The 18,734-nt window shown below is 33.4% G+C and carries 18 protein-coding genes; 13 read left to right on the plus strand and 5 right to left on the minus strand.

What is annotated here, in order from left to right; translation table 11 throughout:
* Nucleotides 1-20 precede the first annotated feature (20 nt).
* Entirely contained in the window at nt 21-644 is a 624-nt protein-coding gene (locus ACTJJ9_RS21875) for a trimeric intracellular cation channel family protein (RefSeq protein ID WP_095302323.1), read from the minus strand.
* A gap of 236 nt (nt 645-880) precedes the next feature.
* On the opposite strand from ACTJJ9_RS21875, the gene hflX reads away from it, so the two are divergent.
* The 4 genes from hflX (at nt 881) to glnA (ending at nt 5,326) form a co-directional block, all read left to right on the plus strand.
* Nucleotides 881-2,152: a GTPase HflX gene (gene hflX / locus ACTJJ9_RS21880; protein ID WP_255452008.1), complete on the plus strand. Its 1,272-nt coding sequence runs from the start codon at nt 881-883 to the stop codon at nt 2,150-2,152.
* A 5-nt stretch (nt 2,153-2,157) separates the two neighbouring features.
* Nucleotides 2,158-3,429, plus strand: a complete 1,272-nt coding sequence (locus ACTJJ9_RS21885) for a methionine gamma-lyase family protein (protein ID WP_145584450.1) — start codon at nt 2,158-2,160, stop codon at nt 3,427-3,429.
* A 103-nt stretch (nt 3,430-3,532) separates the two neighbouring features.
* Nucleotides 3,533-3,937: a MerR family transcriptional regulator gene (locus ACTJJ9_RS21890; RefSeq protein WP_095302321.1), complete on the plus strand. Its 405-nt coding sequence runs from the start codon at nt 3,533-3,535 to the stop codon at nt 3,935-3,937.
* 54 nt (nt 3,938-3,991) lie between these two features.
* A complete protein-coding gene (gene glnA / locus ACTJJ9_RS21895) occupies nt 3,992-5,326 on the plus strand; it encodes a type I glutamate--ammonia ligase (protein WP_095302320.1) in 1,335 nt (444 codons plus the stop codon).
* Nucleotides 5,327-6,272: 946 nt separating this feature from the next.
* Here the strand turns inward: glnA and ACTJJ9_RS21900 are convergent.
* Nucleotides 6,273-6,767: a hypothetical protein gene (locus tag ACTJJ9_RS21900; RefSeq protein WP_145584452.1), complete on the minus strand. Its 495-nt coding sequence runs from the start codon at nt 6,765-6,767 to the stop codon at nt 6,273-6,275.
* Nucleotides 6,768-7,092: 325 nt separating this feature from the next.
* On the opposite strand from ACTJJ9_RS21900, the gene ACTJJ9_RS21905 reads away from it, so the two are divergent.
* The 9 genes from ACTJJ9_RS21905 to ACTJJ9_RS21945 all read left to right on the plus strand — a co-directional run bounded on the left by ACTJJ9_RS21905 (nt 7,093) and on the right by ACTJJ9_RS21945 (nt 15,693).
* Nucleotides 7,093-7,758, plus strand: a complete 666-nt coding sequence (locus ACTJJ9_RS21905) for a hypothetical protein (protein ID WP_095302318.1) — start codon at nt 7,093-7,095, stop codon at nt 7,756-7,758.
* A 135-nt stretch (nt 7,759-7,893) separates the two neighbouring features.
* Complete coding sequence (locus tag ACTJJ9_RS21910; protein ID WP_145584454.1) at nt 7,894-8,898, plus strand: N-acetylmuramoyl-L-alanine amidase; 1,005 nt, start codon at nt 7,894-7,896, stop codon at nt 8,896-8,898.
* Nucleotides 8,899-9,280: 382 nt separating this feature from the next.
* The gene (locus ACTJJ9_RS21915; protein ID WP_145584456.1) at nt 9,281-10,075 is read left to right on the plus strand and encodes a MerR family transcriptional regulator; all 795 of its coding nucleotides are present in this window, start codon (nt 9,281-9,283) and stop codon (nt 10,073-10,075) included.
* Between the two features lie 213 nt (nt 10,076-10,288).
* Nucleotides 10,289-11,122 (plus strand): lysostaphin resistance A-like protein, encoded by an 834-nt coding sequence (locus ACTJJ9_RS21920; RefSeq protein WP_440768870.1) that lies wholly within the window; start codon nt 10,289-10,291, stop codon nt 11,120-11,122.
* Between the two features lie 201 nt (nt 11,123-11,323).
* Entirely contained in the window at nt 11,324-11,791 is a 468-nt protein-coding gene (locus ACTJJ9_RS21925) for a hypothetical protein (RefSeq protein ID WP_145585039.1), read from the plus strand.
* A 196-nt stretch (nt 11,792-11,987) separates the two neighbouring features.
* Nucleotides 11,988-12,197: a hypothetical protein gene (locus ACTJJ9_RS21930; RefSeq protein ID WP_145585037.1), complete on the plus strand. Its 210-nt coding sequence runs from the start codon at nt 11,988-11,990 to the stop codon at nt 12,195-12,197.
* A 957-nt stretch (nt 12,198-13,154) separates the two neighbouring features.
* Complete coding sequence (locus ACTJJ9_RS21935; protein ID WP_145585035.1) at nt 13,155-13,889, plus strand: class I SAM-dependent methyltransferase; 735 nt, start codon at nt 13,155-13,157, stop codon at nt 13,887-13,889.
* A gap of 486 nt (nt 13,890-14,375) precedes the next feature.
* Nucleotides 14,376-15,146 (plus strand): alpha/beta hydrolase, encoded by a 771-nt coding sequence (locus ACTJJ9_RS21940; RefSeq protein WP_145585033.1) that lies wholly within the window; start codon nt 14,376-14,378, stop codon nt 15,144-15,146.
* Between the two features lie 205 nt (nt 15,147-15,351).
* On the plus strand, nt 15,352-15,693 hold the full coding sequence (locus ACTJJ9_RS21945; protein ID WP_145585030.1) for a hypothetical protein: 342 nt from the start codon (nt 15,352-15,354) through the stop codon (nt 15,691-15,693).
* Between the two features lie 179 nt (nt 15,694-15,872).
* Here the strand turns inward: ACTJJ9_RS21945 and ACTJJ9_RS21950 are convergent, their stop codons facing one another.
* The 3 genes from ACTJJ9_RS21950 to ACTJJ9_RS21960 are packed head-to-tail and all read right to left on the minus strand — an operon-like array spanning nt 15,873 to nt 18,734.
* Entirely contained in the window at nt 15,873-16,673 is an 801-nt protein-coding gene (locus ACTJJ9_RS21950) for an ABC transporter ATP-binding protein (protein ID WP_145585028.1), read from the minus strand.
* 1 nt (nt 16,674) lies between these two features.
* Nucleotides 16,675-17,715 (minus strand): iron ABC transporter permease, encoded by a 1,041-nt coding sequence (locus ACTJJ9_RS21955; RefSeq protein ID WP_145585026.1) that lies wholly within the window; start codon nt 17,713-17,715, stop codon nt 16,675-16,677.
* A complete protein-coding gene (locus ACTJJ9_RS21960; RefSeq protein ID WP_186324332.1) occupies nt 17,712-18,734 on the minus strand; it encodes an iron ABC transporter permease in 1,023 nt (340 codons plus the stop codon). Before ACTJJ9_RS21960 ends, ACTJJ9_RS21955 begins: the two co-directional genes overlap by 4 nt.

Raw genomic sequence — 18,734 nt, forward strand, 5'->3', positions numbered from 1 at the left:
GACTTTAAGCAATAGCTTAATTATAAAGCAGATTGATTTTTCGAAGGATGTATACTTCTTATTGGTAACTTCCATTTAAATGTATATGAGAGCACTCTTAGAATAACGATACAAATAAATAGTAGGTATAATTCATACGATTGTTTTACGAGTTCAAATCCGATTATAAGTCCTACAAAAATTGCCCAAAATGCATAAATTTCATCTCTGAGAACTAATGGTTTCCGACCTGCCAGCAAATCGCGAATGATTCCTCCACCACTTCCAGTTAGGACTGCAGCAACAACTACTGCACTTGTCGGGTGATTCATCTCTACTGCATAAAGTGCCCCTTGAATTGCAAAGGCAGCTAAACCAATTGCATCGGTGAAATTTCCCCATTTTGCCCAATGCTTTAATAATTTATTAGGAAATAGAAAGACAATAGTCATAGCAAAAAGGGCTATTTGAAAGAGAAAGCCTTGCTCCCATAAAGCAGTTACAGGAACCCCAATTAATAAATTTCGAATCGCTCCACCTCCAAATGCGGTCACGATTCCTAAAATATATACGCCTAAAATATCATATTCCTCTTCCATAGCAACAATTGCACCACTTATTGCAAACGCAATTGTTCCGATAATACTTAAAACGTCCCAGGTCATTCAATTTATCCTCCACATTTAAAAAAATAACTTCATCCTATTCGAGATGATTTTAATCCTCCTCTATAAAAAGGTCAATGCTTTTTTAACGGTAATTTTATTTAGATGGAATATTCAAATTGCAATTGTTAAAATAATCAGTACACTTTATTTATATAATAAAGATATAATTAGTGTATTATCCAAATCTTTGATATGATAAGATTGCTAAAATAGCGTAAGGGAATGGTTGATGTTTGGAAAATACAATTAATGTTTTAAAGGAAAAGGTTATTTTAGTTGGATGCCAGTTACAAACAATGAGCGACCAACATTTTCAATATTCAATGGAGGAATTGGCTTCATTAACTAAAACGGCAAATGGTGAAGTAGTCGTTAGCCTCATGCAAAAAAGGGAACGACCACATCCAGCTACATACATAGGTAAGGGAAAGGTTAATGAGCTATTATCTTTAGTTGAAGAGATAAATCCTGATGTCGTTATTTTTAATGATGAATTATCTCCAAGTCAGCTGCGAAACATTTCATCTGCTCTTGATGTTAAAATAATTGATCGTACTCAATTAATTTTAGATATATTTGCTGGGCGAGCTAAGTCAAAGGAAGGAAAGTTGCAAGTTGAATTAGCGCAACTCCAATATTTGCTACCACGGTTAACAGGACAAGGGATCGCCTTATCGCGACAAGGCGGTGGAATCGGAACTAGGGGTCCAGGTGAGACACAACTTGAAACAGATAGACGTCATATTCGTAACCGTATTCATGAAATCAAGCAACAGCTTTCTACAGTAGTTCGTCATCGCAATCGATATAGAGAAAGAAGAAAGAAAAATCAAGCATTTCAAATTGCGCTTGTCGGTTATACGAATGCAGGAAAATCAACAATTTTTAATCGATTAACTACTGCGGGCAGTTTTGAAGAAGATTTATTGTTTGCAACATTAGATCCGATGACTCGAAAAGTCCTGCTGCCATCTAACTATCAAGCACTTTTAACTGATACAGTAGGTTTTATCCAAGATTTACCTACTACATTAGTTGCTGCCTTTAGATCTACGCTTGAAGAAGTGAAAGAGGCAAATTTAATCCTCCATATCGTTGACAGTTCAAATGAAGATTATGAAAATCACGAAAAAACAGTGTATGATCTTTTAAAACAACTTGATGTGAAGGAAATACCGATTGTTACTGTTTACAATAAAAGAGATAGAACACCAGGGGCATTTGTCCCTTCGCCTAACGAGGACTATATCGAAATAAGTGCGTTTTCTAATGACGATTTACACTTGTTATTAGAGCATGTCGAAAAAGTAATGAAGGAAGCGATGGAGCCTTATAGTATTAAAGTTCCTGCACGGGAAGGTAGTTTTATTTCAAGATTAAAATCAGAAACACTAATAGAAAAACTACAGTTTAATGAAGATGATGAAACATATGAGATTGATGGCTATGCCCTACAATCTCATGCAATAACTTCACAACTAGAGGAATATTCACAGAGAGGGTAAGGTTAATGTTTAATTATTTAAAAAATGGGGCTAAACTTGCCCCGATTGTACAAAATGTCGAAAAGAAGCTTGGGGAACTATTTGAAGGAATTGACCGACGAAGTGAGGAAAATCAATTCCGTGTCCTAAAAAGTTTTCAGGCTCATCGAGTAAGTGATTCACATTTTATCCCGACTACAGGGTATGGATATGATGATACTGGTCGAGATACGTTAGAAGCAATATATGCAGATGTTTTCGGCGGAGAAGCCGGATTAGTAAGACCGCAAATTATATCAGGGACTCACGCCATTTCGATTGCCTTATTTGGTGTGTTAAGACCAGGTGATGAGCTCATTTACATAACTGGAAAGCCTTATGACACGTTGGAGGAAATCGTTGGAATAAGGGGAAGTGGAATCGGCTCGTTAAAGGAATTTCAAATAGATTATCAAACGGTTGAATTAAAAAATAATGGCAAGGTTGACTTTGATGCCGTTGCGAAGGCTATTTCACCGAAAACTAAGATGATTGGGATCCAGCGTTCAAAAGGATATGCTACACGACCTTCTTTTACAATAGCTGAAATACAAGAAATGATCGAATTTGTTAAATCAATAAAAGAAGATGTTGTTATTTTTGTCGATAATTGCTATGGTGAATTTGTAGAAACGAAAGAACCATGCCATGTTGGCGCAGATTTAATGGCAGGCTCATTAATAAAAAATCCAGGTGGCGGACTCGCAAAAACTGGTGGCTATATTGTAGGGAAGCAATCTCTTGTGGAGGCTTGTTCTTACCGAATGACCTCACCAGGTATTGGAGCTGAAGCAGGTGCTTCACTATACAGCCTACAGGATATGTACCAAGGGTATTTTTTAGCACCGCATGTTGTTGGACAAGCACTTAAAGGTGCAGTGTTTACTGCGGCATTGTTAGAGGAATTTGGTATGAAAACAAACCCATCATGGAATAGTATGAGAACGGATTTAATCCAATCAGTACAATTTGATGATCCAGATAAAATGGTGGCATTTTGTCAAGCAATTCAATATGCTTCACCAATTAATTCATACGTTACTCCATACCCCAATTATATGCCTGGCTATGGAGATGATGTCATTATGGCGGCAGGTACATTTGTGCAAGGAGCTAGTATTGAATTATCTGCAGATGGACCATTACGTGAGCCATATGTAGCCTATGTCCAAGGCGGCCTCACATATTCGCATGTGAAAATAGCAATCTGTACAGCATTAGATTCTCTTATTGAGCAAGGATTAATTAAAGAAATATAAGAAAAGTACCGAAAAAAACTTTATGTTATAATATCTAACATAAAGTTGACACATAATATAACATGAGATATAATCAAATTAGAACAGAAGAGGAGCGAATAACATGAGTGATAATATAAGACGCTCAATGCCCCTATTTCCAATTGGAATTGTAATGCAACTAACAGAATTATCTGCAAGACAAATTCGCTATTATGAAGAGAATGAATTAATATTCCCTGCAAGAACTGACACAAATAGAAGACTTTTTTCTTTTAATGATGTTGATAAATTATTGGAGATTCGTAATTTAATTGAACAGGGTGTTAATTTAGCAGGAATTAAACAAATATTCTCACAAAAAGAAATGACAAAAACAGAAGTTGATAATGAACAGCCGACAACAGTCGACAAACCAAGTCTTAGTGATGCGGAGCTCCGGAAACTACTAAAATCGGAACTCATGCAGGCTGGAAGGTTTAATCGTCCCACATTAAGACACGGAGACATGTCTAGGTTCTTCAATTAATTTATGAGTAATTACCATTTACTATAAAAATATTAGAGTGGGAGAGGATTTTCGATGTCTAAATATTCAAGAGAAGATATCATCAGCTTAGTAAAAGAAAACAATGTAAAATACATTCGTCTACAATTTACGGATGTTCTTGGAACAATTAAAAACGTTGAAATTCCAGTTAGCCAATTAGATAAAGCATTGGATAACAAAATGATGTTTGACGGATCATCTATTGAAGGATTTGTGCGTATTGAAGAATCTGATATGTACTTATACCCTGATTTAGACACATTTGTTATTTTCCCTTGGACTGCTGAAAAAGGTAAAGTAGCTCGTTTCATTTGTGATATTTATAATCCAGATGGTACTCCATTTGCTGGTGATCCACGTAATAACTTACGCCGTATGCTAGCTGAAATGGAAGAACTAGGATTTACTGACTTTAACTTAGGACCAGAGCCAGAATTCTTCTTATTTAAATTAGACGAAAAAGGCGAACCTACTTTAGAATTAAACGATAACGGTGGATATTTTGACTTAGCACCAACAGATTTAGGGGAAAACTGCCGTCGTGATATCGTTCTTGAATTAGAAGAAATGGGATTCGAAATTGAAGCATCTCACCACGAGGTTGCTCCAGGACAACATGAAATTGACTTCAAATATGCTAGTGCAATTAAAGCATGTGATGATATCCAAACATTTAAATTAGTTGTTAAAACTATTGCAAGAAAACATGGTCTACACGCAACGTTCATGCCAAAACCATTATTCGGTGTTAACGGTTCAGGTATGCACTGTAACCTATCATTATTTAGAAATGGTGAAAATGCATTTTTAGATACTAGCGCTGACCTTCAATTAAGCGAAACAGCTCGCCAATTTATTGCAGGGATTATTAAGCACGCTCCAGCTTTCACAGCTGTAACTAATCCAACTGTTAACTCATATAAGAGATTAGTACCTGGATATGAGGCACCATGTTATGTTGCTTGGTCTGCACAAAACAGAAGCCCATTAATCCGTATCCCAGCTTCTCGTGGATTAAGTACACGTGTTGAAGTACGTAGCGTTGACCCAGCTGCTAACCCATATCTTGCAATGAGTGTGTTACTAGCTGCAGGTTTAGACGGAATTAAGAACAAGCTTGAAGCACCTAAGCCAATCGACCGTAACATCTATGTAATGACAAAAGAAGAACGCATTGAAAATGGAATTGTTGACTTACCAGCAACTCTAGCTCAAGCATTAGATTTATTAAAAATCGACAGCACTATGAAGCATGCTCTAGGTGAGCATTTATTTGAACACTTCATTGAAGCAAAAGAGATTGAATGGGATATGTTTAGAACGCAAGTACACCCATGGGAAAGAGAGCAATACATGTCAATGTATTAATCGAAAAAACGTTGATTTAACAAGGTTTTAAGAAAATAAAATAGGTGGTCAAATGTGAGAAGATAATAGACACAATAGAGTTGTCCACATTTTGACCACCTTTTTTGTATGAAAAATCAGCTCATAATCGTTTTTATATAATCTTCATAGCTGTCCACCGATTTCTTCTCTAACTTTGCAGAGATATGAGAATAGATACCGGATATTGACAGTTATATTTTTATGTCTTAATCTTTCTTGAATAAATTTAATACTTGCTCATGACTCAAATAACAAAACAACATGTGTGTCTTATTCTATTAAACGCATTAAAAAGAGTAGACTTAGGTAAGAAATTACTATCTTCACGATAGAAAACTGTATCTAAATCATGCTAATATTCATCACTTAAAGCTAATTTGTTGTTGTGAAAATGCAAATTGTTAGCCAACGAGATCCTATTTATCACAACGAATTATGAAACGTTTCCAAAGTTCTCACCACGATTTATGTTGTATTGTTTCCACAATTTATACAATATCTAGACTTCCCTTCTAGAATTGTATTACTGTTAGCTCGTATGTACTTCCATCCATTCTCATCTAGCATTCGTGTGTCAGCGCATTTATTGTTAATTGTTATTCCGTAAACATGATACGATACGACTAGCTCTTCCGTATTCAGCTAATGCAGATATTATTTCTTTTCTCCAACCTTATAACATGTAATCATATAATTCACTTTGATATCTTTAAAGTTAAACATGCCCTTTACTAAGAAGTACTAATTCTATAGCTTCTGAATTTGGATTTAAGTAGCAGTTATTTTTTTACCTACACAAGGATCATAGTGGAAGTAATCTTCATAGGTGAGTAAAAAACTCCTTGTACCTTTTAGTTAAAATGATCGGAATATAGAATTTAATCAGCTATTGAGGGTATAAAAAAGAACCTCTAAAAATGGAGGTCTAAGAATTTTTAGGTGAATCTATATGTTCATATTTGATTAATTTTATATAGGTGTAGGGTTGATCCTTATTTTTATTATTAAGAAGACCAGGAACAATACCAAAAGTTAATTTGTCCGGACCGTACATTTTTGGATTTTTTAAATCCCCATTATTTAAATGAACAGTAACTGTAACTTTAAATGGGTACTCAAACCTTTTATCACCACTTATTGGCGGTTCATCAATTTCAACAACATTATAATTGCTTTCCCAATCATATGCTATACCTGTTATTGTTTCATCTTGGTAATGATTAATTGCTGCTTTCATTATTTCAGTGGTAAGTAAATCTAATATAAAATGTTTGAAATGTTGTTCTTGTGTAACTTCATTAGTTACTTGGTATAAGTCACTACTATAGCCTTCCCGATGATATTCTTCTGCATGAATTAGTGGTGTTGAAAGAAAGCAAGTTAAAACAAACATCATAACTGGTCTAAAAATTTTATTCATGTTGCACCTCCTAAGAATAATGTTTGTAAAAAAATGTAATTTATACTTCGGTCATTTCTTGAGCATTTGTAGTAATTCAAATAATGAGGGGTTGTTGTAAAAAGAATACAAAGAAAAGACTTGGAAAAGTACTTAATAAATGTTCTAAAGAGATTGATAATGAACGATTAAATAAAGAATTGGAGAAACTTTATTATAATAGATTAATATTAGTTTTACATTGAGCCTAAATATTGTAATTTTTGGTAAAATATCGCAGTAAGCACGATTTAAATGAATTTCCTCTTTATATGCAGAATAAATCTTAAAATAAGGGAGGGATTTTATGACATTTTTAGCTATAACATATGTACCAGATGGAATAGCAATAGCTGCAGACAGTAGGTTAACAAGAAATTTAAATTACGCTAATGGTTTATCAGAAAAATACATTATGACAGATAATCAAGATAAAATTTTTATATTAGCAAATGGTAAGTACGGAATTTGCTTTCACGGTACGAATCACGAGGGAAAGATATCTACAACTAAGTTATTAAGTGACTTTGAGCTTGAGTGTATTAATGATAAGGATGATATACAAGAAGTAGCAGATAAGTTAAAAAAATACTTATTGAATAAATATCCATTTCGTGAAACTGAGTTTTACCTGGTAGGATATTCTGAAGATGAACCATTTGTATTTCTTGTAAATAGGCGTTTGATTGAAAGAATAAATGTTCTCGATAGGAATGAAGTGTATTTTGGGTCTTATTGGATTGGAGAACGAATATTAGTCTCTGCAATCAAAGGTTTAATAGACCAAGGGATTTTTGATTTTGAGCTAATGACAGTATTGGATGCAGCTGAAATGTCAGAATTTATAGTTTCAACTGCTGTGAATTTTCAAAAGTTACAGGATGTTTTTGCAGAATGTGGTGGACCCATTGATGTTTTGCTAATTACCAAAGAGTATACAAAATTTCTAAAATATAAAATGAATCTAAGATAAGAGTCATCAAACGATGGCTCTTTTTCTATGTCCTGGGAGGTGTGAGGTGCAGTAAATTGATAAAAAACACTAAGTACACAAGGTCTATCAAAGAGAACGATTTACAAATACAATATCAAAAGGAGTGATGAAACTATGAAAATTGTTATTTCAAGTGGTCACGGATTGCATGTAAGGGGAGCTAATAATTTTATTGATGAAGTAAATGAAGCGCGTAGGGTAGTCTCGCAAGTAGTAAAGTATTTAAAAGAACTACAGGTTGAAGTAATTGAATACCACGATAATACATCGAAAACTCAAAGGGATAATATCAACCGAATAGTGGCTTTGCACAACTCTCTAGAGCGTGATTTAGATGTTTCAGTCCATCTTAACGCTGCAAGTAAAACAGATGATCCGCGAGGTGTAGAGGTCCTTTATGTTTCTGAAAGTGGACGGGTTATTGCTGAAAAAGTATCAGATGCCATTGCAAGAGCAAGTGGTTTAAGAAACCGTGGTGCAAAAAAACGATCAGATCTTGGTTTTTTAAACAATACTAAGAAAACAGCCATAATTATTGAAGTATGTTTTGTAGACAGTAAAGCAGATGTAGAAATTTATCATAATAAATTTAATGAGATTTGTAAGGCAATTGCCGAATCTTTAACTGGTAAGGAAACAGAAGGAGTGACTACTGTACAAGCGCCTAAGGCTGAAGTGAAAACTGAGGTTGTTACGAAGCCATCAGAATCTAAGCCTGCTTCTTCTGGTAACAGTTACATTAAGAAGTTTCAAGAATGGTTAAAAAATGAATATAAATATCAAATAGCTCTTGATGGGATATTTGGACCAAAGACAAAAAAGATTGCTCTAATGGCTTTACAAACTGAACTAAACAGACAGTTCAATGCTGGATTAATTGTCGATGGTATTTGGGGTCCTAGGACAAAGGATGCTATTCTTACAGTTTTTAGTGGTGCAAAGGGCAATATCACAAGAGTTATTCAAGGTATGCTTTACTGTTTAGGATATGATCCTAAAGGCTTTGATGGTATTTTTGGTAATGGAACATATTTTGCAGTTATCGCATTCCAAAAGAATAATAAATTAACACAAGACGGAGTTGTTGGTAAAAATACTTTTGCAAAGATGTTTAAATAAAATTATAGAATAATAAAGGCCTCCTCTCTTTAAGGGGGATTTAAACTTTTATAATATACCCATAGCCTTTCCAGTTGCTTTACCGACTCTCTTCTTTAATTCTTTTTCAAAAAGTGCATTTTATTATTGACTTAGGATCATCTAGAGATTTAGGTTATGTATAAAGGTAACCTCTGATTATATTAATTGAATTAGGGAATGCACGTTTTTGATATTATTGTGATTTCAAATGGAGCTAGAGCAAGGGAAAGGCAATTCCACTGATGCAGCAATGACATATTTGATAAACCTCTTTCTAAATACGTAATTATAAAACTAATTTTATCTTTTGAAGTACTGAAAATTTCATAAAGAATATGTATTAAAGATAAAGGAGAGTATAATGTACACAATTGGACAAGTGGCGAAATTTTTAGGTGTATCTAGAGATACTTTAAAATTTTATGAGAAAAAGGAATTATTAAATCCTAAGCAAAATAGTGAGAATGGGTATAGAAAATATAATCATTTAGATATTTATGATATAACAACTGTAAATTTTTATAGAGAAATTGATATTGAAATAAAAAAAATTCAAGAATTAAGAAAAAGTAAGAGTATAGAGGGAATACAATCATTATTAGAGGAGAAAGAACAAGAGGTCTTAGAGAAAATAGAATATAACAAACTACTGTTAAAAAAGATTCAAATCGTAAAAGAAGATTGCGAAAAAATTAAAAAATATCTAGGTGTATACGTAGTAAAAGAAATGAAGCCTATAGAAATAAAAGGAGAAATGGAGCATTATACTTCATATGACGAATATGACACTTTAAAAGAAAGCACAGACAGGTTAAAAAAAGCAGTGATTCTCACATCTTTAAGAAGAGTCATACGTTTCAATGATGAAGGGATGCTTGAAGATAAATTTATCATTGTAAGAAAAGTAGAGGATTTTGATAAAGCAATTGAAGGTGAAATTCTGTCGCATCCAAGATGTCTTTATACAATTGTTGAGGATGGGAGATGGTCAACGGGTGGAAAAAATACTGATCATATTGTGGAAGCTAGTATAAGAAAAGTAGCAAAAGAAAAAGGGTATGAACTTTTGGGTCTTGTTTATATAAATCTATTGCTTACTACTTATGAAGAGGGACTTGAACGTGTTTTTTTAGAAATGTATGTACCTATAAGGTGAACATTTAATTAGCGTGGTTGCATCATCTTTAACTGGATAAAGGAACGCAATTAATACATACATAATCTAGTATACTGGTAGTTTCTTATTGCTTATTCAACCGAGAAAAATAATGCAGATATGTATTGACCTGTGTGTAACTCCTAGCTTTATGCTGAAGGTATTCGTAAATATATAATTGACGAAATACTTAGTTTGAAGAGAGGGAACTGTATGAATAGCAATAAGAAGCTTAAAAAACCAGTAGCAAGTTTTATTTTTCTAACTAATCTCATTTTTTTACCGCTTTTTTGCCTTGTAGGAGCCATAAAGCTATTGGGCTTTCCTACATGGGTTTTTGATCTTGTACTTTGTATATCAGCATGGTCTTCAACCTTTGCTTTTGCAATACTATTTAAAAAAATCTATCCTGGCCAAAGCTTTATACATTTCGTTAAAAATAAATTTCAGACTAAACTTAAATTATCTGTTGTCATTTCTGTAAGTATGCTCCAAGCCTTCATATTTTTACTGATTTTGTTTCTCGTATGGAATATAAGTGAAGTAAACTCTATTTTTACGAAATCTTCATGGGGAATGCTGTTTTATTACTTTTTTAAAACTCTCCTGTCTGGGCCACTAGGTGAAGAATTAGGGTGGAGAGGTTTTGCACAAACAGAGCTTCAAAAGAAGCATTCGCCATTAAAAGCCTCGGTAATCATTGGGTTCTGGTGGGGAATGTGGCATTTACCGATATGGTTTACTACAGGGTTTATAGGTATCGACTTGATTAAATATGTTCTATTCTTTATGATTTCCATCATATCAACTTCGATTATTATGGCAGCATTTTATAATTTAAATCAGAACTTACTCATCCCAATCTTCATCCATCTATTTTTTAATTTTTATATTGGCTTAATAAACGGAAACTTACTCGATTTAATCATGTATAACGCAATTTTTTATGTAGTAGCAGCGGTTTTAATCATAATTATCAATCCAAAGAATGTATTGTATGGCAAGAAGACGACAAACATGATGGATGAGGAGCAATACAATATTTAGTAATAGTTTGTACAGCAATACATTTCAACTATCAGTGTGCTAATCCAAGAAGGGTTAGCGTTTTTTTGTCCTGACGGTTCAGTTTATTTGAAGAAGTATATAAGACGATGATATTTCATTAGATACATTTATGGTAAAATTAGGATGTATTATGGGTGTTACAATTAATGACAGGCATCTGGTTTGGGGAGAATGATTTGAATGAAATATTTTATTGATGATGACCATTGGGATGTAATGGGCTATGCTAAAGCATTAAAAAAACTATTACCTAGATTTAATAAAGAGACAGCAAATTTTTTGAAACACAATTCTTTTCATGATGGGAAAGTTGTTTCGCTTACGGTTCTTAATAAAGAGAATGGGAAAACGAAAGACCCAACCACAATTAAAATAGTAGTTGAGCAGTATGAAGAGGGTGGAGGTATATATGAAATACAATGGATAAATGTCCGTAAGTTTTTAATGGATTATGAGATTACCCGAAATGTTTATGGTAACAACCCAAATAAAATCGTCTTTGGTGGTAGGAAAGGGCTCGATGATTGGGGATACGATGAAATTGTTCCATTGAGTAAAAAGAAATTACAACATGAAATATTTTTATTTTCACAAACAAAAATAATCATACATTGTTCAACTATTAAAATTAGAAAAATAAAAAGTTAGAATTCATGAGTTTATATATTAAGGATAAAAATAGATTGTAAAGTATTGTAAATAAAGTAATAGGGAGCAATACTTCAATATAGAGGTTTCACATTTCTTTTTGAACTAATCATTGAGTAGAGTTATACAAATTTTATTAATTTATCTGTGATTTAAATAGCACAAAAATCTATGGGGAAATGTAAGGAGGATCAATGTGGAAAAACTAACAGTTACAGGGTGGCTAAATGTGGAAAATTTAACTAAAAACGAAATTGATTTCCTTCTTACCTTTATACCAACAATAAATTATTTGCAAAAATGTTCAGATAAGAAAACTGTTGCATATAAAATGTTTAAAGAACAATTTCCAACCTTTATCGTTGAACAAGAGTTTAACTATTATGAATATGAATTATTGAATTAAGTTATCCAAATAATTATTCCGAATAAAATATCTACAAAAGAATTACTGGAACGTATGTCAGAACAAGGTTTTTGTAAACCATTTTGCGATTCGTTTCTTAATAATTAAAATCTTTTAGATAAGCATAAATAATCTCTTTAAGTTTTTAAAATTGGTATTTGTAAATAGAGTTAGTTCTTTTTAAAGGTGTAGAAGCGGTATAGCTCTGTAATTTTTGAAAGAATCTTCGGTTTTCCATTAATTCAGGAAAGCTGAAACTTACATGTTAGATAATCCGTAAGAATAAAAAAATGGTTTAAACGGAGGGATCGATAATGGCTGAGCTATTGACTTTAATTGGGGATATTTTTGCAGCAATTTCAGGTTCATTAGTAAAGCAGAAAAAATAATTCGGAGTATTTACATTGCAAAAACGTCTTGGATAGATGAAATTATGTTTATAAACCAGAAGTATATGAAAGTCCATTTTTTCAGGTTGTTTCAGATAATGAGAGACACCTAATAAAGGATCAAAGCAAAGGGACATTATTTATCAGAATAAACATGTAACTGCTTTTATCGCAAGTAAATGATGGCCAAATAACAAAGGGCATGTACTCGTTGTTCCAAATGAACATTTTGAAAATATATTTGAGCTTCCAAAGAAATGGCTGCTAAAGTTCATCGTGCTGCTCGATTGATAGCGTTTGCGATGGAAAATACATATGGACGTGATGGAATATCAACTCGACAACATAATGAACCTGCTGATAATTAGGATGTGTGGCATTATCATCTTCACCTTTATCCTAGGTATGAAAATGATAACCTTTACCTAACAAAAGGTTATTTTACCGAACCAGATGAACGTCCTTTCTATGCAGAAAAGTTACGTTCGTTGTTACAGGAAAACACTTAGTTTTTTTTACTTAGCTGAAGAAGAGCAACAATTATTTTAAATAGTCGGGGGAGATTCGAATGAAACAAAATATTTATGATAATGATATTTTCTTCAACAGTTATATCTCTATGCGAAAAACAGGTGTAACCTATAACGATTTTGTTGAACAGCCAGCAATTAAATCAACTATTTCAAGACTTAATGGGAAGACTGTATTGGACTTAGGATGTGGTAATGGGCAGTTTTCGAAGTACTGTGTAGATAATGGTGCGTTAAAGGTTACGGCAGTAGACATTTCCAAGAATATGATTGAGCTTGCTAAAAAAGAAAACAATCACGACAAAATAGATTACATTTGTACACCAATAGAAGACTTAGAAGTTAAAAATCAGAAATTTGATATTATCATAAGCTCTCTAATGGCTCATTATATAGAAGATTACACTAGACTAATTGAAAAAATTGTGAGCTTATTAAATACAAACGGTGAGTTTATTTTCTCAACAGAACATCCTATTGTTACAGCTCGAAAAGAAATGAATAATTGGATTATAGATGGGGGCGGGAATAGATTACATTGGGGATTAGATAATTATCAAGAAGAAGGAAAGAGAGAGGAACATTGGTATATTGAAGGTGTAGTTAAATACCATAGAACTATTTCGACTTTAATTAATACGCTTATCAATAGCGGACTTGTGTTAGAAAAAATTATAGAACCACAAGCTATACCAATTGGCTTAGAAAAAATGCCGAAATTAGAAGATGAGAAAAGAAGACCATCTATTATTGTTATTAAGGCAAGAAAATGATTGTTTTATTGGTGATTTCTTATATCTATTTCATAGAGTATTTTAGTAGATTGTGAATGAATGTACTTAAACGAATAAACATAATAGGTTTAAAATTGAAAGGATTATAATTATGAAAAGGTTATAATATTTATCGATTTTTATGAGTTGTTACTATTTACTATCATTCTTCTATAGTGTGCTTAGTAGTATAGGGGAAGTATTTCCGTTTATACAGATAATTAACGCCAGTATTTTTTGTTATCTAAATCTCGTTATGCATCAAAGAATGAAAAGTGTTTCGTCATAAAATTGTTTTTTAATAGTGCAAAGAACAAATATTAATTAATATTGCATAAATCTTGTTAATTTCAAAAGCGGATTAACGCTTATTTTCGAACTACAACCACTAAAGGTATTCCTAAAAAAATAGCTACATTTCTATAAAGGAAATGTAGCCATTTTTTGTAATTAGTTTTATAATATTTGTTATTTGGAGGAATTACCTTGTATAGTAAACTTTGTATATCTTATGGTGAACATCCTTCCCAATTCGGTGAATTACGAAAGCCTAAGAGTTCAATACCTTGTCCAGTAGTTGTTTTAATCCATGGTGGTTTTTGGCAATCGAAATATAACCTAGAAGAAAATCACCCAATTGCTGATGATTTGACTCGTAGGGGATATGCTACTTGGAATATTGAGTATCGTAGAGTTGGCGAAGCTGGAGGAGGGTGGACCGGAACATTTAATGATGTTATTGCTGCTATCAATCATCTTTCTAACTTAAAGGAAAGCTATCTACTAGACCTTTCAAACGTAGTTATTGTTGGTCATTCAGCAGGTGGACATTTAGCACTTTGGCTTGCTGCTAGAAATGAAACAGTCCAGTCAGAAAGTCATTTTATTGAGTTAGATATTCCAATTAAGAAAGTAATAAGTTTGGCTGGAGTAACTGATCTAAAAAAGATGCGGAAAATTCACGAAGAAAAGGGAATAAAAAGTCCTGTAGACTCTTTTATTGGTGGAACTCCACAGATGGTTGCTGAACGTTACGAGAATGCATCTCCTATGGAGTTGCTACCAAAAAAGGTTGAACAAATTTTAATTCATGGAGAATTAGATTGTCATGTTCCTGTACAGCAGAGCAAAGATTATTATAACAAGCTTAAAGAACAAGAGGGGAATGTTAGTTTAGTTGTTCTACCAGATGTTGAACATTTTAAAATAATTGATCCTACTTCAATTGCATGGAATTCTGTAATCAGTTCAATATAGTTTTAAAATTTAATTTAAAATTTTGTAGCATAAATGCTCAATCCTTTTTTGTGATAAATTAAAATCTCTTTTTGGAAAAGAGAAAATTGTTTTACAATCTTTACCGGTGGGTCAAAAAACTCAGCAATTTCAGCACTATCAGAGTTGAATTTTATGATCAATTATAGTTTATGAATAACAAGAAGTGAAAAATTTGGAGGATATTATGACTTTTGATGAGTTAAGTAAAAACAAACCAACGTTAGAATGGAAACAAAGAATGGATGAAGATGAAGACCTATTTACTAATGAGAATATAAATGCAACTAATGAGATTCTTGATTCATACATTCATAGCCTAAAAGAGCTTAGAGGTAATTCGACTAAGGATGAAGTAGTAGAATGTGTTAAAAAGGTAGTTATTAGTTTAAATGAACTAAATGAACATTATAATTACTTTATTGAGACAATGGAGAGAGAAGAACTATATGAGTTTATTACTGAAGCTGCAAGAATAGCTGGCTTTGAGTCTGATGATGACATAACTGAAGAATGGAGAGAATGGTAACTATTTATTGAAAGCATGAAGTTATAGCTTTGCAGAGCAATCGATAACATAGGAGAAGTTTATAACTCTTCTTAAAATAAGTATTAGAGGTGAAAACAAATATAAGGAGCTGATTCTTAAGTTGAATCAGCCTTTTCAACCTTATATTTTTTTAGTTAAAAAATCGTTACCTAAGGAAATTAAATGGTATGTCCAACAGACTGGTAAGGTATACACACTGAATGGCCGCTTAAAGGATCTTCGATTATTCTAGCCTTAACTTTATAGACATCCATCAGCATTTGTTCGGTAATTACCTTATGAGGGTTTCCTTGTGCGTAAATCCCCCTGTCCTTAAGAATAATGATATGATCTGCGTAATTTAGTGCTTGGTTGATATCATGTAAGACCATAACAATTGTTTTGTTTTCGTTGTGATTTAATTGTTTTATTAGGTTTAACAAATCTAATTGATGTCGTACATCTAAAAATGTAGTTGGCTCATCAAGCAATAATATATCACTTGCTTGGGCCAAAGACAGAGCAAGCCAGGCTCGCTGTCTCTCACCACCGGATAATTCATCAAGTTGTCGATTCTGAAACGTTGATAAATTTGTTAATTCCAGAGCATATTCAATGGTAATATGATCCTGTTTACGAAGCATCTTTAAGGCACCTGAGTGCGGAAATCTGCCCTGTTCAACAAGTTCACGGACAGTCATTCTTAATTGAGAATCATATGTTTGAGGTAGCATGGCGAGTTTCTTTGCGAGTTCTCTAAAAGACATTTCATGTGTTGCTTTCCCATTTAAATAAATGTTTCCTTTTTTTATAGGTAGTATTTTTGAGATTGCCTTTAATAAGGTGGATTTTCCGCTCCCGTTTATGCCGATAAGTACGGTTATCTTTCCCTTTGGAATTTGGAGTGATATATTTTCAATAATGTTCATACCGGAAATTCCCACATAGAGATTCTCTATTCTTATTGCAAAGTCTTCCATACTAATGCTTCCTCCTTCTCTTATTACTTAATAAGTACATAAAAAATGGCGCTCCTAATAGAGCTGTTATTGCACCAGTCGGTAATTGAACCTCACTGCTGAATTGTTCAATTGGCAAGGTTAGAACAAGACTTTGAGCAATTGCATCAGAAAGAACCAAAAGGAATGAGGAAATCAAAGCACTTAAAGGGAAGTGTTTTCTCGCATCTTCTCCTACTATCTTTTTGGCGATATGAGGGCCAATCAAGCCGATAAATCCAATAGCGCCAACGACTGAAATTGCTCCTGCCGTAAGGATAGCTGCAGTAGATAAGAGGAAAAGTCTAGCCCTTTTTACATTTAGTCCAATCAAACTTGCTTGGTGATCACCTAGACGTAAGCCGTTTGCTATAGCGGCACTACATAGGCCAATTGTAATAGACACGATAGCTATTGGAACCAAAATTTCAACATGAATCCATATACGTCCATTCAATGACCCGATAATCCAAAGCAAAATATTCCCTAAGGCTTCTTGATTCCCCAAAAGAACAAATGTTGTAAATGATTGAAGAATAGAAGAGAGTATAACACCGACTAGGGCAATTTGCAGGTGACCTAGCTTACTCTGAGAACTTATATAAAAAACGGCAAATGTAATGAACAACCCACCGATACATGAAATAATGGGAAGTAAATACGGTGATAAAGAAATACCATCACTATAAGTAAGCCAAACCACTGCAAATAGTACACTTCCAGAAGTTACCCCTAAAATACCCGGTTCCGCTAATTCATTTCTTGTAACACTCTGTAAAGTGGCACCTGCTAAGCCAAGCATACCACCAGCTACTATAGCAACAATTCCCCTGGGAATACGTAAATTCCAAATAATTTTTTCATGAAAATCTATCAAAGGGTTTCCAAGTAGTGCATAGTAAAATTCTGTCAAAGACAGTGTTACTTTCCCAGTAATAAGATTAAAGATGGAGATTGCGAATAATAGTAATGTAAAAATGAATATCCATTTTTCATGATCTCTGAATCTTGTACGTTGCTTCATTTATTACTCCTCCTTTTGACTAGGAAGATTAATAAAATAGAGCCACCAATAATTGTCGTTAGTAAGCCAACAGGTATTTCTAACGGATAAAAGAGTAATCTTGCTGCTAGATCAGCTCCCAATAATAAAACGCTTCCTATCATGGCAGCTGTAGGGAGGACTTTAAAAGCGTTTTCTGTTCTTAGCATTTTTCTTGCTAAATGGGGTGCAAGTAAGGATATATAACCGATTGGTCCACAATTAGCAATTACTGAAGATACTAAAAGTACACCAATGAATAAGATTAACAGCCTGACAGTCTGAACAGGTAAGCCTCGTCCTTGTGCTGCTTCGTCCCCAAGTCGAAGCAGATTAAGTACCCGTGCAATTAGCATGCTTGCTGGTGTAAATATGATAAACCATGGCAATAAATTTCCCACATGTGTCCAATTCCTATTTGCAAGACTACCAGTTAAAAAGAATAGCATTAGACCAATATCATTTTGCTTCCCTAACGAAATGATAATGATTACTAAAGCACCTAAGAAGGCAGAAACAGCTGTTCCGATCAAAATAAAACTACTCTTTTGTAGTTTACCAAGTGCACTACCGATAACAATCAAACCACTTGTAAATCCTCCAATGAAAGCAAGTAAAGGATGAAGAGAAAAAGAGATTGGTAGATGAAATACTGTAATAATTGCCATCATAAAGGAAGCACCAGATGATACACCTATTAATTCAGGACCTGCTAAATGGTTTTGAAAACTATCTTGCAGCAAGACGCCGGTTATGGCAAGCATCGTTCCAGACATTAATGCGATAATAGCACGAGGGAGGCGGATTTCATTTACAACAATCTGTGAAATTTTCTCTACTTCTTTTCCAGAAATCATTTCAATTAATGTGTTTACAGAGACAAACGGTTCACCTATTATTAGAGATGCCCCAAATAAAACAATAAAGATAGTCAAGGAAACAGTCAAAAATATAGTATATTTTTTGACTGATTCCTTTATAATGATTTCTCTATAAAGCAT

This window comes from Metabacillus sp. 22489, from assembly GCF_052044855.1.
GTDB lineage: Bacteria > Bacillota > Bacilli > Bacillales > Bacillaceae > Metabacillus > Metabacillus niabensis.

Coding starts and splice junctions, on each gene's coding strand:
- ACTJJ9_RS21875 (WP_095302323.1), bottom strand. CDS start 644: ATGACCTGGGACGTTTTAAGTATTATCGGAACAATTGCGTTTGCAATA.
- ACTJJ9_RS21885 (WP_145584450.1), top strand. CDS start 2,158: ATGTTTAATTATTTAAAAAATGGGGCTAAACTTGCCCCGATTGTACAA.
- ACTJJ9_RS21890 (WP_095302321.1), top strand. CDS start 3,533: ATGAGTGATAATATAAGACGCTCAATGCCCCTATTTCCAATTGGAATT.
- glnA (WP_095302320.1), top strand. CDS start 3,992: ATGTCTAAATATTCAAGAGAAGATATCATCAGCTTAGTAAAAGAAAAC.
- ACTJJ9_RS21900 (WP_145584452.1), bottom strand. CDS start 6,767: ATGAATAAAATTTTTAGACCAGTTATGATGTTTGTTTTAACTTGCTTT.
- ACTJJ9_RS21905 (WP_095302318.1), top strand. CDS start 7,093: ATGACATTTTTAGCTATAACATATGTACCAGATGGAATAGCAATAGCT.
- ACTJJ9_RS21910 (WP_145584454.1), top strand. CDS start 7,894: ATGAAAATTGTTATTTCAAGTGGTCACGGATTGCATGTAAGGGGAGCT.
- ACTJJ9_RS21915 (WP_145584456.1), top strand. CDS start 9,281: ATGTACACAATTGGACAAGTGGCGAAATTTTTAGGTGTATCTAGAGAT.
- ACTJJ9_RS21920 (WP_440768870.1), top strand. CDS start 10,289: ATGAATAGCAATAAGAAGCTTAAAAAACCAGTAGCAAGTTTTATTTTT.
- ACTJJ9_RS21925 (WP_145585039.1), top strand. CDS start 11,324: ATGAAATATTTTATTGATGATGACCATTGGGATGTAATGGGCTATGCT.
- ACTJJ9_RS21935 (WP_145585035.1), top strand. CDS start 13,155: ATGAAACAAAATATTTATGATAATGATATTTTCTTCAACAGTTATATC.
- ACTJJ9_RS21945 (WP_145585030.1), top strand. CDS start 15,352: ATGACTTTTGATGAGTTAAGTAAAAACAAACCAACGTTAGAATGGAAA.
- ACTJJ9_RS21950 (WP_145585028.1), bottom strand. CDS start 16,673: ATGGAAGACTTTGCAATAAGAATAGAGAATCTCTATGTGGGAATTTCC.
- ACTJJ9_RS21955 (WP_145585026.1), bottom strand. CDS start 17,715: ATGAAGCAACGTACAAGATTCAGAGATCATGAAAAATGGATATTCATT.
- ACTJJ9_RS21960 (WP_186324332.1), bottom strand. CDS start 18,734: ATGCTTTATAGAGAAATCATTATAAAGGAATCAGTCAAAAAATATACT.